Raw genomic sequence first — 13,360 nt, 5'->3', positions numbered from 1 at the left:
AACCGTTCTCCTGCCCTTACAGGGAACACCGTCTATTTCCCAGCAGTAGGCCAACCTGGGCAGAGAGGAAAAATTCTTGCGATAGACAGAAATACTCATCAGACTAACTGGACGGTACAGTTTGATTCAAGAGCCATGACCGCCCCGGCAGTGGCGGGCCAACAAACGTCATACTGCTCAATGAAGAAGTGTATTACAAGACATACTATTTAGACTATGAAGATGATCCGGAAGTAGCCCGCAGGTGGCAGTACAGCCATGATCATGAATACTACGACAACAGCCTTGGAAGAGTGCCGTATCATGAACAGTGGCGAAGCAATCCTATTTACCGGTTCGACAAGGTTGGGAAGTTTACTGTTAACTTCCAAGCCCAGGACGAACCTAAAAAAGATGATAGGTTTGCTAACTATCGCCAATGGTCATACATGCCGAGTGATAGACTGGACATTTACGTCCACAGACGGCCAGTTGCCAGCTTTGGTTATCAGTTAGTGGATAAATAATATCACGAACAACCCCTTTGAACTTGATTCAAAGGGGTTGTTTTTTTAGAAGAACAAAAAGAAAGGGGGTGCCATATTGCGGTATTTTAAATTAATATTATTTACATTTTTATTCACTTTTCTATGCATAAGCAGTGCTTTTGCCGGTTGGACACTAACAATACCTGACAGCAGTGTATCTATGTACGACTACGATCACGAAACAGAGCCGGGGAAAGGGATAGTTGAACAAAAATGGTCGTGGCGTGAAGCTACAAGCCCTACATGGCATACTTTCAGCACAAAGGAAGCAATGGTAAACGACTTTAACGCCAACGTAAAAAACAACACAGACTATTTAATAAGGCTGGAAGTTAAGGATATTGAAGGAGAATGGTCTTTCCCTTCTGTCATGCTGGTAACAACGAGGCCGGATAACCTGCCTCCTGTAGCACAGTTTTCAGTATCGCCAAACCCAGTGGTAGTAAACCAAACTTTCGTAGTAATCAACACATCATACGATCCGAATGGCGATAAACTGACTTCAAAATGGCGTTACCAAAAACCCGATGGTAGCTGGACAGGTGTTACTTCAAGTCCGCCGACAAGCTTCCCAACAGAAGGGGATTATACCATTGAGTTGGTAGTAAACGACGGCAAAGTGGATTCAGAACCGTTTTATCAAACTGTGAAGGTAATACCTGAAAACCGCCCGCCGGTTGCAAGGTTTACCGTTGATACACAGAACCCTGCGGATCGACTTGCTACCAACCCATTGACCTTCTATGACTATGTACCATTGAAATACGATACGTCTAACTCATACGATCCGGACGGCGATCCGATTGTAGCCTATCAGTGGTACTTGAAGAAAGCGTCAGACAGTACTTGGACACAGTACACCAACCCGCCAACAACTTTTGAAAACCTAGGCCCTGGTAACTGGCAGATTGGTTTGGCAGTACTAGATCAACCGGTTATTCCGCAGTTAACGCCGTTATGGTCATCCGGTACGCCAACCAAACCAAGCGAACCTTCTTACATTGTAAACGTTATAGTTAAGGAAGGCTTCATGGTTCAAGGCTACATTGAACCTATTCCGGCAGAACGCCGCCGTAAGATAAGAATTTACGGTGAAGCTGTCAGGCCTTCTAACCCCAACGAAAAGGTTGATATTAGCAGTATGAGAGCAGAAATACCGCTGAACAAACTACCTAGCGGTTACACTACGCAAACAATACAAATGACATACGATCCGGAAAAACAAAGATACTATTGTGATTTCTTAATACCGGACAAAGAAATTCTCAAGAATGAATACGGTGTAACAATGCAAAACGGCTTGTTCCCTGACGACGGTACTTACCAAGTTAGAATAATCGGAAGAAAAGATAACACAGAAAAAGAAGCAATACTTGAATTCAACATCAAAGGACACATCTATGAAAGAACGATTATAAGAACCAAGAGCTATTAAGAAGCAAGAGAGGATAGACTTTCCTAAAAGTCTATCCTCTTTTTTGTGTATAAGGATATTTTAAAAGGCCGGTTTTGGATATTAAGTGACCTGCATTTACATTAAACTTAGCCGAAAGCCCACGACTTCAGTCGTTGGGATGAAGGCTTATCTTGACCCAAAATAAAATAGATATTTGACACCTATCTAATATTATGATATATTATAATTAGATAGGTGGTGTATATCTAATGAATAATAAATACACGCATAAAAAAGGAATTGTATATCTTAATCAATATCATATAGTATTTTGTCCTAAATACAGACGCAAGGTATTAGTTGGAGATATAGAGAAAGATTTAAGACAAATATTTTATGATATAGCTAAAGAAAAAGATGTTGAAATAAAAGCATTAGAAATAATGCCAGACCATGTTCATATGTTTATAAGTTTTGACCCAAGACAACCTTTGCATAGTTTAATACGATATTTTAAAGGAACAAGTAGTAGAATTTTAAGAAACAAATACCCTGAATTAAGGAGTAGAATACCTTCACTTTGGACACGAAGTTATTTTTGTTGTACTGTCGGATACGTAAGCGAAGAAGCAATACAAAAATATATAGAAAATCAAAAGAATGTATAGAAAGGTGGTGAATTATGAAATTAACAGTTAAATTTAAAATACTTCCGACTAAAGAACAAGAACAATATTTAAAAGAAACTTTAAATGAATATATATCTACAGTTAATAATATTGTTCAAAGTATGATTAATAATAGACATATAAAACTAACCTCAAAAGATATTAAAGCAAATCTACCAAGTGCAGTAAAAAATCAAGCTATACAAGATGCTAAAAGTGTTTACAGAAAATATAAGAAAACTAATAACCTGCCAATTTTAAAGAAACCAGTATGTATATGGAACAATCAAAATTATAAAATAAATGACTGTTTAAGTTTTCCTGTGTTAATTGATGGAAAATCACAAAGAATTAAAGTAAAGATGTTATTATCAGACTACCAAAAACAACAACTAAATAACAAATTAGGCTCATTAAGAATAAGTAAAAAATCAGGCAAATGGATTGCACAAATAGCTGTTGAAGTAATTGAAAAACAAAATAATAATGAAAATATAATGGGTATAGACTTAGGTTTAAAAGTACCAGCAGTAGCGGTAACAAGTAATGGCAAAACCAAGTTCTTTGGTAATGGTAGACAAAATAAATATATTAGACGAAAATATAAAACATTGCGTCAAAAGTTAGGTAAAGCAAAAAAACTAAAAAAGATTAAGCAAATTGCTGACAAAGAGCAACGATGGATGAAAGACCAAGACCATAAAATAAGTAGACAGATAGTTAATTTTGCAATAGAAAATAATGTTTCTAATATTCGTTTAGAAAATTTAACGAATATTAGAAACACGGCAAGAACAAGCCGTAAAAACGAAAAGAATTTGCATACATGGTCTTTCTATCGTCTTGCTAAGTTTATAGAATATAAAGCTAATTTAGAAGGTATTAAAGTTGAATATGTAAATCCAGAATATACAAGTCAAAAATGTCCATACTGTGGAGAGTTGAATAAAGCAAGAGATAGAAAATATGTATGTAAGATATGTGAATTTAGTACACATAGAGATAGATTAGGTGCTATGAATATAATGAAAGCACCTGTGGTAGATGGTGTAGCATAAAGCGATAGTCTACCAGCCCTAGGGTCTATATGACCTGCCTAGGGAGGGGTGATGGCACATCCTAATCTCTGGGGAACTACGGATACCAGAAATGGACTTCCGACTACCACCAGAGAATCCCCTGACTTTAGTCATGGGGAGTGTCAACCTTTAGAAACAGCAGAAATACAGTGGCGCATAAGTTCTAGAGATGCTTGGGGTGTAGTCGGTACAGTACCCATGTCAGACGGGCGATTTAATGATTCGTTAATAGCCCCACAGTATGCAGATAGTATCACATACAGGATACGTGGTGCAGGTGACGATCATAGGGGTGTTACTGTGGGTGGTTATACCCCTCCAGAAAGCGGAGGCGGTAATGATGGTGGTTTTTTTGACAATATTGGTAACGGAGGTATGTTCGACGATATCTTCACTGGTGACCAATCCGTTCTTGAAGCTGAAAATAACGCAAGCTTTATAGAACGGTTCTTAGCTGAAATTGTTATGATAATACCTCGGTTTGTAGATAAGGTAATCGGTATTGATGATCCCTTTGAAATCGTCTTTAACCGTGATATGGATAACAACATGGCTCCAAGGGATGACTTGCACCTGTATACCTTTGAAGAAGGTGAATGGTTAGCAATAGGCTATATTTACACTACATTTAAAAATATTATTCCATATCCGTTAATGATCGCGTTAGCTGCTGTGGGGTTATTCATGCTGGCCGGACTATCTGATTCCCAAAGAAGGCTTTCCGCTAAAGATTATTTGTCAGGTTTTGTAGTTGCCGTTATGCTAATATCTTTCGGCGAATACCTGTGGCAGTTTTTGTTTGCCGTGAACCACTTTGTGGTAGAGGTATTCTACTCAACCATAGAACATCGGGTGTCTGATAGCGGATTCATAGCAACCCTTTGCAGATGGGATACTGCAAGTTTCGGTATGGCAATAATCTCCTTTGTCACCGTTTTAATTATAGCTATCATGACTTGGCAGTACGCACTAAGAAAAATAATGCTGGCAATATTAATGCTTATAATGCCAGTGGTTGCTGTGGCTGGTGTGTTTCCTCAAACCCGAGGAGTGTTTGGTCTGTGGCTTAGAGAGTTCATGGCTAACCTGTTTTTACAGGCAGGCCACGCGGCAGCCCTAGCATTATTTGTCCTGTTTACAGCCAGTGGCACATCTTTTTGGTTGTTAATGGCATTTCTTCTCGGACTAAACAGCATTGCCAACCTAGTACGCAGGGTAATTGGTGCTGAAACTATGGGCGGTGGTGCCTTAGGTGCTACTGGCACTATGCTAGGTCTAGGCTCTGTCTTGGCCCTTTCAAAAATGGGCAAAGGCTTTATGGGTGGCGGCGGTAAAGTTACTTCCCCCGGTGCAGAAATGGCAACAGCAGGGGTTTCTGCAGGGGTGGCTACTGGTACAACCAGCACTGCCATGGGAGCCGCTGCAAGTCTTGGCAAAGGAGTTGCGGCAGTAACCGCCGGTCTTGCTGGTGGTGCTATGGCAGGTATGGCAAGTGGTAGCCCGGGTATAGGTATTATCGCCGGTGGTGCTGCGGGTAGTGCTATGGGCAGTAAAGTTGGTCAGTTGTCAGACTTCATAAGCGATACAAAACAAGATGCAAAAGCAACTGGGCAAGGGTTCATGGAAACAGCCCAACAAAATCTGGGGATATACGATAAGGGTCAATTGTATGACGGCGAAAGTGCCTCTAATATCGGTAAAAACATGTTAGGTGGTACAGGAGTATTGGGTGGAATAGGGGCAATCGCTGGTAAGGCTGCGTCACTTACAGCCAACACTGCCCACGCTTTTGGTTTTGGTAGTGATGATTCTAAAGAGATGGGTCAACAGTTAAATAGCTTTCAACAAAATGCCCGTACAAATATGGCCAAAGCAGAACACACTATCAGCAAACTGACACCGATGAGGGAAAGGGCACAGCTTGGGCTACAACTAGCCAAAGCACAACCCGAATCCCCGGAGCGAACGCTTGCGGTTCAAGATGCACAGACCAATTTAGATAAAATTAACGGACAAATAGCCGATGCACAACTAACTGTCATGGATGCCCAATATGCACTAAGCAATGAAGGCACCCAATGGAAGATAGAACAGGTTAGAGAAGCACAAGCAAAAAGAATACAAGCTAACGGTGGTCTAAACGGTCATCAATGGAACTCATCACTTGGAGAATGAAATCGGAGGTCATAAAGCGCATGAATGACCAACACCATGACAAAACAGCACAGGATGTAACCAAGGCCGGAGTTGGGCGTATTGCCCGCTCCGGTCTTAAAGGTGCGGCATTTATTTTTAAGAAGCTACTAGCTGTTCTTCTACCTATAATAATACCTTTGGCGGGGAAACTGCTACTGTTTTTTATCGTCTTTACGATATTGTTCTTGTTTCCTAAATTCATGATGGAGAGCAAAACCCCAGGCAGTGAAGCAAAGGTAGTTTCTATCTTTAACCTGGGGGAGGGTGACGAAGAATGGACAGAGGAAATGGATCAGGCACTGGCAGGCGATTACATTGAACTAAGTAATCGCACTTGGCAAGAGGGGCACGAAAGTAAAGAAGAACTGATTGAAAGACTAGACAGTGTTTTTAGAAGTGAAATAGACTCCGGTACTATACCAAACCAGCAAGGACAAGCAAAACCGCATCGTTTGCCTTGGAGTGTAATGGCTGGCATAGACCGTGTAGTTGGTGATCCTATAACCCACCGGGATGAAAATTGGTTGCGAAAACCCGATCCCGAGACACACTTCGAAACACTTAGACCAACTTTTGCATGGCAAGATTTTAGAGTGCTAAAAAAACGTGAAGAAACCCGCACTGATAGCAATGGTAATTCTTATACCGTGATAGTTACCTATACAGGCAACATTAAACTGCTAGATACAGTTGAAACCTTTGAAGCTAATTATAGATATCACTGGTCAGAGAATGTTACATACAGAGATAATGAGGTCTGGAGTATTATGCCTAAATTAGAAACAGTAGAAAAAAACGGGCCTTATTTTGAAGCCTTTAGGGAGCATCTAGCTAGTTACGGTGTTGAAGATGATCTGGAATTAGAAATGATTCTAGAGTTAGCCGAGTGGTATGACGACGAATATAAAATAGATGCGGGTATCTTCGGGGCAAGGGTAGAGAGTTTTCAAGCAGACTTAACTAAGCAATACTACCATGGAAAACGTGGAGCGGTTTGCCTGCCTGTACCTGTAGAATATTTTAGAATAACCTCTCCTTTTGGTTGGCGAACACACCCGGTACTAGGGGATCAACGGTTTCACTCCGGCATAGATCTTGGTGCTCCATCGGGCACCCCTATATATAGTGCTTTTGATGGTGTTGTTATCTGGGCTGGCAATAAGGGTGGATATGGGAAAACAGTGATTGTAGATCATGGTAATATTAAGACGCTATACGCACATATGTCTGCTATAACCGCCCACAGGGGTAAAGAAGTATCCGGTGGCGATACCCTTGGTTTGGTGGGTAGCACAGGAATGTCAACCGGCCCACACCTGCACTTTGAAATTATTAAGGTCACAGGGGGAGGTACTCAACATGAAAACCCGATGGACTATTTCTAAAAAGCTTGTTGCTTTTGTTGTGTTTCTGGCCTTAATTCTGTTTGCCCCTATTGCCGGATATGCAACAGAAGGTGAAGGGCTGGAAAAGTTAACGGGGGCAGCAGAGACAGTAAAAGATAACTTGCTGGATATGGCACAGGCGTTTTCTATGCCTTTATTAATGATTTCATTTGTTGGTGGGGCAGTTCTTTTGGTTAGCGGTATATTAATAAGCATCTTCTCGCAAAGGTTGGGTGATATAATAAGAGGTAGTGGAATGATTATAATGTTTGGAGGGGTGATTGCTTTTGTATTAATGAATATTGCCCCAAATATCGGAGATACTATAACTTCATTTTTGGGTGGAATATTTGAATGACCTGTGCGTTGCACAGGTCATTTTTTGTAAGGGGTTAAAACACAGGAGGAATTTGCATGAAAAAAGTGCATCTGGTATTCGACTATGACCAACTAGAAGATTTAGCAAGTTTTGTCAGCGGCTTTTCCCAAGTTACAGGCAAGGATTTCACCTTGGATACAGCAGCAACTTGGGCTGCTTCAGGTAAAGGAGAAACACCGGACATAATACTTATAGACGGTACTGTTGATGTTGTAAAAGTTGATATTGCTACTGGTAAGCAGGCTCGTGACAAGTTATTTGTTGAAAAACTAACTCTAATACGCACATCACGTCCAGATAGTCAACTAATACTACTTTTACCGCCAGAAAGAGAGAATGACATTGAGTTTCTGCAATCAGTTATCAATCTAGCTATCTTTGATATTTACTTTATTGAAACTATTGATGGAGATGATCTGCAAAAATGGTTTAATACTAAAAAAAATATCTCAGATGTTAGACGGTATTTGTTGCCGGGTTCACTGCTACAGGACACACAGTTTTCTACCATAAAAACTAATTACGATAAAGAAAATGCTAATGACGAGACCAAAAAAGAAAGTTTTTTGGGAAGGTTTTTTAATCCCCCTGAAGCAAGGGTTGAGCAAAAAGAACAATTCAAGGAAAGCCCCACTACAAGCAAGGTATTGCCCATACAAGAAACCCCAACAGTGGTTTTAGGTTTGGGAAACCAAAATTTAAACGATTGGTTTAAAAATACTTTTTCTGGTCTAGTGGAAATATCGGCATCAACCACTACCCCTGATGAATTTAAACAAGCTGTTGGTTTTTACAATCCTGATATTGTAATTATCATGCGACCCAGTCCTATGGGTGGGTTACCGGAAGCAGATGTATTAGCAAAGTGGGCAACCCATCAAGTACATGCTGTGCTTTTTATTGCAGGTGAGTTAGATGAACAGGGTACAGTTATGGCAGATACGGTTAAATCCGCCGGCGGATATGTTCTTTCCTGCCCCCAAGGTGAAACTATCAGCGGGGATGAACTGGTATATTTAATGCAGACAATAATCAGAGAACTAAACGAAGCAGACACAAAAGCGGATAACGAGGAAGAAATAGACGACAAAGAGGATAAAAAGTACAAAATAGAGCTGGATCACTTAAAATCAAGCGTATCAAATCTAACAAAGATATTTAAAGAACAGAAAAAAAAACCTTCTCTATCACTAAAGGCAAGAATAATAAACAGCGAGGGGCTTTCATTAGAGGAAGAAAAGGATTTGCCAGTTGCTCAAATCGCCAGCCACGCAAAAAACCCTACCGCTATTGTACCGGGAGGGCTTTTAGCGATAGTAACGCCGTGGCGGCCTGCTTTAGCAGGTAGATTAGCTGCGGCAGCAGTAAACATGTTTGCTAAAGACGGGGATGAAGTTGCAGTAATCGGGGCTTCCGGTTGCAGTACAGTTTCCATGTGGCTTGATATTTCTGACGAAGAACTAATAATGAGCGACTGGCGAGTGCCGGGATCGCAAGCACCGTTAATTAAGGACAATTTAAAAATATGGGCGGTAGATCCGGCAAAAAGACTTCATATGAAAATGGCAGACGACTTGTTAATGCTCATTAAAGAGGCCAGAAAGACAGCAGTTTACACGGTTGTAGACTATGCAGACGACTTTGAATTAGCACAGAAAGCCGCTTTTCAAGGCAATGCAGTTGTTCTTGTCATTGTTCCGTGGAGTGATCCGGCTGAAAGAAAAACTACTTTACTATGGCTGAACCAGCTCATGGAAGGAAAGCAAAACATAGTACCCGGTATTGATTTAAGGGGTGAGCCATTGGCAAAACCGGAAGAATTCACGCCAAAAGTGGTAGTAAGAAACTATCCTGCAAATGCGATACTAGAAGCACTAAAGAAAAATTCTGATGACGAATTTGTATGGGTTTAATTAAACTCCCAAAAGTGGGAGTTTTGTTTTTTACAAAGCAGTAAAAAAGAGATTGGAGGCATGATGTTTGAATGAGAAAAATTAAAAAGATATTGCACATACTGATAGCACTGGTTTTAGCCGCAGGTGCAGGTTTTTCAGTATGGTACTTTCTAAATATTAACAATCCCACGGTAAAAGTAGTAGTAACAAGAGATAAACTGCCGATAGGCACAGTTGTGTCTCCCAATGATGTAACTACAAAACTAGTCGCCAAATCCGTAATGCCTCCTAACGCCATCAGCGATGTTAACGATGTAGTAGGGAAAACGGTAGTGGCCACAGTTTTTAGAGATGAAGTATTAAGAAAAGAACACGTTGCTACAAACAAGGGAAGTCTACAGGCTATTTTAGAAACAATTGCCCCTAACAGAGTTGCAGTAGACTTACCGCCAGACGCCGCACGAGGTTTGAAAGGTTTAAGTGTCGGTGACAAAGTTAATATCTACGGCGAAGTTGCTTTTATAGCTAGCGATGGCAATGCGGCTACTCAAATAAGCAAAGTTGCTACCAATGCTATAGTGCTGTATTCCCCTGATCGCAGTAAAAACAATAACGAAGCAATAATTATTGCCTGCACACCGGAAGAAGAAAAGCAAATCGCAAATGTTTTAACAATGGGCAAAAACGTAACTGTATTCCTGCAACAATCTTCTGATGAAAAGGGGGAATAGACAATGCTGAGCAAACTTAAACCCTTTTCCAAAAAACAAGAAACCCCACAAGAATTAATACTGTGGAGTTCGCTCGAAAATGATGACGATACCCAAAATGAAGACATTCAAGAGGAAAAGTACACAGAATTATATGGTATTCCCATTTCGCCCGAAGCAATAGAAGGCGAAGGGATGATATGGACAGTTCAATCACCGGAGGGCGGTAACGGGGCTACTGCTGTGGCCACAAACTTGGCGGCATTATTGGCAAGAGGAAATCCAGAAAAGGTTGTCATTGTGGATTTAGATGGCATTGGTGCAGTACGCAGTAGAATGGGTTTGCCAATCGAGCAATGTGTAGTAAATATATTGGACTGGGAAGATGTACGAGGCACTAAGGACATGCAGAGGGCAATGGTAGCACATTCCAGCGGTGTAATGGTTGTTCCCGGTGTTGTGCATTACGACCACGTTTCACTGGTTACACCCAGTCTTATTTTCAATATCCTAAGAATTCTCAAAGGCCGTTTTGAACATATAGTATTAGATTGTTCTCCTGTAGGTATGCAGAGTCTTACATGGGCAGCCGCTTTGGTATCGGATGCGGTTTTAACTATTCTTACGCCAAACCGTTCTTGTCTGGACCTAGCTAAAGATAACATCAGTTTCTTAAATAGACTTGGCTGTAAAGACAGAACCATTGTCATCTTAAACCAAACCGGTATTCCAGGCGGTATTCGTGCATCTGACTTATTAAATAATTCTAAACTCGGTGTCGAGATACACCATATACTGCCTTACAGTATAAGGGTTGCTGAACATAACAATAAAAGGGAACTGGTAAGTATTGTACGCCCCAAAGATGACTTTTCTGTAGCCCTAAGCCAACTTTTAAAACTTTTAACGATGCTGGAAAGGGGGTAACAATGTGTTAGACAAAGCCTTAATTGAAAAACTGGCAACTAAGTATGGCGAATACCATCCCAGCGACATCGAGCTTACAGATGACAGCCAAGATAAAAAAGATTACGAAATGAGCAGTATACCCGGATTGAAAGAAAGTGACTACAAGAAAGTAAGAACCTTTGTACAGAGTGAACTAAGAAGGCTTTTAAAACCCGAAGAACAACGTGACTCACGCAATAGGGCTGTCCGTTCAACACTTCGCACAGTGGTAGCCCGTGCATTAATTGCTTGCGACATACCGTTAGGACAGGATGCTGCCGAAAAACTCATTGAAGAATTAGGCAATGACTGTCTTGGATACGGCCCGATAGAGCCGTTTTTTTATGATCGGGAAGTAACGGAAATTATCTGCAACAAAGATGAAATAAGAGTAGAGAAACACGGAATATTAGAACTTGTTGAAGGTGTTAAGTTTCGTGATGAACAACATATTAGGGATGTGTTGGACAGAATGTTAGCACCAACAGGACGCAGTATCAGTCCACACACGCCTTGGGCATATGCCACGCTCTTTGACGGTTCCCGTTTAATAACTCAAATACCCCCTCTTTCCCCGGAAGGTACGATGTTTACCATACGCCGCTTTAGAGATGATATGACAATTGAAAACCTGCTTGCTCGCAAATCAATTAACCAATTTGTGGCTGACTTTCTAAAAGCGGCGGTTATAGCAAAGCAAAATATAATCGTTTCCGGCGGTACCGGTAGCGGTAAGACGACAATGCTAAACTGCATTGCAAGTTTTGTACCGCCAAAAGAAAGCATAATTACCATCGAAAACCCTTGCGAATTACAGCTGCAACACCCTTTCGTCAGAAAAATGGAAGCACGACCGCCTACAAACGAGGGGAAAGGGGAAATTACTCAAGCACAATGTATAGCATTTGCTCTGCGTATGCGGCCTGACCGCATAATTGTCGGTGAGTGTAGGGAAGAAGAAACATTGGCTATGTTGCAGGCAATGAACACCGGACACCCAGGAAGTATGAGTACCATTCACGCTGACAGTGCTTATGAATGTGTTGACAGACTCTATACTTTAGTAAGCCAGTATTCAACCATACCCAACGAGGCAATCTACAACCTGCTGAAAACCATTGATTTTATTGTGCAGGTTGTAAGAGAAAGAAACGGCAGACGTAGACTTGAACACATCGTAGAAGTAAACGGGGTTACAAAAGATGAAAAAACCGGCAATACCACACTTAAATTAAACACAATTATTGAATACAGCAAAGAAAAAGATGACTTTGTTTGGGTTGCTAAAGGCTTTAAGCGAAAACAAATTTTGATTGAGGATGGAGGTTGGATTATAAAATGAGCCTCCTTCTATTAGCACAAATATTAACCGGTTTAGCAGTGCTGTTTTTGCTTTTAGGAGACAGGTTACTGACTTCAAAAGCAGTAGCAGTGCGATTAAAGGATGAAAAAATCGAAGCTAAAGAAGCAACAAAGTCATCGGCAGATTTGCTTGTTGTGTTGGCGGGAAGTGTTATTGGTGCCGGTGTGGCCTATGCAATAACAGGGAACCTTTTTTTTACCGTACTGGGCCTAAGCGGAGGATACTTTGCTCTTAAATGGATGCAGAAGAAAAGAGACGAAAGCAGAAGGGAACTGTTAAGGCAACAATATCCCGATGTTTTATCTCAACTCAGTGCCGCTACAAGCGGAACCTTAAACCCATATCAAGCGTTAGAAGATACTGTACCAAACTTGCCTAGACCGGCCAGAGATATATTTTACGATGTGCTAAGAAGAACCAGAACGGGTGATACCACGGCAAAAGCGTTGGATGATGTAATAGAACGAACAGGTTGGGAAGATTTAAGAACGCTGTCTTTAGCCTACAGACTTCACCATAGCATGGGCATAGACATTGACAGAATATGTGACTATTCACTTGAAGCATATTACGACCAAGCAAACAAGCAAGGGCAGATCAAAGGAGCTATCTCACAAAACTTAGCGGCAATAAAAATACTTACCGGTTTACCGTTTTTGGTTATCGGCATAGCCAGAGTATTGTCTCCGGATTTTACAGCACCGTTATTTAATACGTTTGAAGGCTGTGTTTTCTTTATGTTATGCATTGCCATGATTGTCTTAGGCAACATGATTGCAAGAAAAATGATAATGAAAACCATGGAGGGTTAACA

The 13,360-nt window shown here is 40.9% G+C and carries 13 protein-coding genes; all 13 read left to right on the top strand.

Annotated elements, in window-relative coordinates:
- Positions 1-213 (top strand): hypothetical protein (locus BR02_RS15760; protein WP_207641019.1); only part of this gene is annotated, 213 nt, incomplete at its 5' end.
- The gene (locus BR02_RS0110850; protein WP_157834965.1) at positions 189-506 is read left to right on the top strand and encodes a hypothetical protein; all 318 of its coding nucleotides are present in this window, start codon (positions 189-191) and stop codon (positions 504-506) included. The genes BR02_RS15760 and BR02_RS0110850, both read left to right, overlap by 25 nt.
- Positions 507-582: 76 nt before the next feature.
- Complete coding sequence (locus BR02_RS0110845; protein WP_031517002.1) at positions 583-1,962, top strand: hypothetical protein; 1,380 nt, start codon at positions 583-585, stop codon at positions 1,960-1,962.
- 230 nt (positions 1,963-2,192) lie between these two features.
- Positions 2,193-2,591, top strand: coding sequence for an IS200/IS605 family transposase (gene tnpA / locus BR02_RS0110840; protein WP_031517000.1), 399 nt, complete (start codon positions 2,193-2,195; stop codon positions 2,589-2,591).
- Positions 2,592-2,605: 14 nt separating this feature from the next.
- Positions 2,606-3,649, top strand: a complete 1,044-nt coding sequence (locus BR02_RS0110835; RefSeq protein ID WP_031516998.1) for an RNA-guided endonuclease InsQ/TnpB family protein — start codon at positions 2,606-2,608, stop codon at positions 3,647-3,649.
- A gap of 51 nt (positions 3,650-3,700) precedes the next feature.
- A complete protein-coding gene (locus tag BR02_RS0110830) occupies positions 3,701-5,845 on the top strand; it encodes a TrbL/VirB6 family protein (RefSeq protein WP_031516996.1) in 2,145 nt (714 codons plus the stop codon).
- 20 nt (positions 5,846-5,865) lie between these two features.
- A complete protein-coding gene (locus tag BR02_RS14890) occupies positions 5,866-7,251 on the top strand; it encodes a peptidoglycan DD-metalloendopeptidase family protein (protein WP_051688285.1) in 1,386 nt (461 codons plus the stop codon).
- Positions 7,226-7,609 (top strand): hypothetical protein, encoded by a 384-nt coding sequence (locus BR02_RS0110820; protein WP_031516992.1) that lies wholly within the window; start codon positions 7,226-7,228, stop codon positions 7,607-7,609. Before BR02_RS14890 ends, BR02_RS0110820 begins: the two co-directional genes overlap by 26 nt.
- Positions 7,610-7,665: 56 nt before the next feature.
- On the top strand, positions 7,666-9,543 hold the full coding sequence (locus BR02_RS0110815; protein WP_031516991.1) for a hypothetical protein: 1,878 nt from the start codon (positions 7,666-7,668) through the stop codon (positions 9,541-9,543).
- A 71-nt stretch (positions 9,544-9,614) separates the two neighbouring features.
- Positions 9,615-10,256: a Flp pilus assembly protein CpaB gene (cpaB, locus tag BR02_RS0110810; protein WP_031516989.1), complete on the top strand. Its 642-nt coding sequence runs from the start codon at positions 9,615-9,617 to the stop codon at positions 10,254-10,256.
- A gap of 3 nt (positions 10,257-10,259) precedes the next feature.
- Positions 10,260-11,162 carry a CpaE/TadZ family protein gene (locus tag BR02_RS0110805; RefSeq protein WP_031516987.1) on the top strand — a complete coding sequence of 301 codons (903 nt, stop codon included), beginning with the start codon at positions 10,260-10,262 and terminating at the stop codon, positions 11,160-11,162.
- 4 nt (positions 11,163-11,166) lie between these two features.
- Positions 11,167-12,525: a TadA family conjugal transfer-associated ATPase gene (locus tag BR02_RS0110800; RefSeq protein ID WP_051688284.1), complete on the top strand. Its 1,359-nt coding sequence runs from the start codon at positions 11,167-11,169 to the stop codon at positions 12,523-12,525.
- Positions 12,522-13,358: a type II secretion system F family protein gene (locus tag BR02_RS0110795; RefSeq protein ID WP_031516983.1), complete on the top strand. Its 837-nt coding sequence runs from the start codon at positions 12,522-12,524 to the stop codon at positions 13,356-13,358. Before BR02_RS0110800 ends, BR02_RS0110795 begins: the two co-directional genes overlap by 4 nt.
- Positions 13,359-13,360: the final 2 nt, after the last annotated feature.

Source organism: Desulfofalx alkaliphila DSM 12257, assembly GCF_000711975.1.
In the GTDB taxonomy this organism is placed as follows: Bacteria; Bacillota; Desulfotomaculia; order Desulfotomaculales; family Desulfohalotomaculaceae; genus Desulfofalx; species Desulfofalx alkaliphila.
This window is presented reverse-complemented; position numbering and strand designations above follow the sequence as displayed.

Excerpts from the sequence above, each read along its gene's own strand:
- tnpA (WP_031517000.1), top strand. The coding sequence starts at position 2,193 with ATGAATAATAAATACACGCATAAAAAAGGAATTGTATATCTTAATCAA.
- BR02_RS0110835 (WP_031516998.1), top strand. The coding sequence starts at position 2,606 with ATGAAATTAACAGTTAAATTTAAAATACTTCCGACTAAAGAACAAGAA.
- BR02_RS0110830 (WP_031516996.1), top strand. The coding sequence starts at position 3,701 with ATGGCACATCCTAATCTCTGGGGAACTACGGATACCAGAAATGGACTT.
- BR02_RS14890 (WP_051688285.1), top strand. The coding sequence starts at position 5,866 with ATGAATGACCAACACCATGACAAAACAGCACAGGATGTAACCAAGGCC.
- BR02_RS0110820 (WP_031516992.1), top strand. The coding sequence starts at position 7,226 with ATGAAAACCCGATGGACTATTTCTAAAAAGCTTGTTGCTTTTGTTGTG.
- BR02_RS0110815 (WP_031516991.1), top strand. The coding sequence starts at position 7,666 with ATGAAAAAAGTGCATCTGGTATTCGACTATGACCAACTAGAAGATTTA.
- cpaB (WP_031516989.1), top strand. The coding sequence starts at position 9,615 with ATGAGAAAAATTAAAAAGATATTGCACATACTGATAGCACTGGTTTTA.
- BR02_RS0110805 (WP_031516987.1), top strand. The coding sequence starts at position 10,260 with ATGCTGAGCAAACTTAAACCCTTTTCCAAAAAACAAGAAACCCCACAA.
- BR02_RS0110795 (WP_031516983.1), top strand. The coding sequence starts at position 12,522 with ATGAGCCTCCTTCTATTAGCACAAATATTAACCGGTTTAGCAGTGCTG.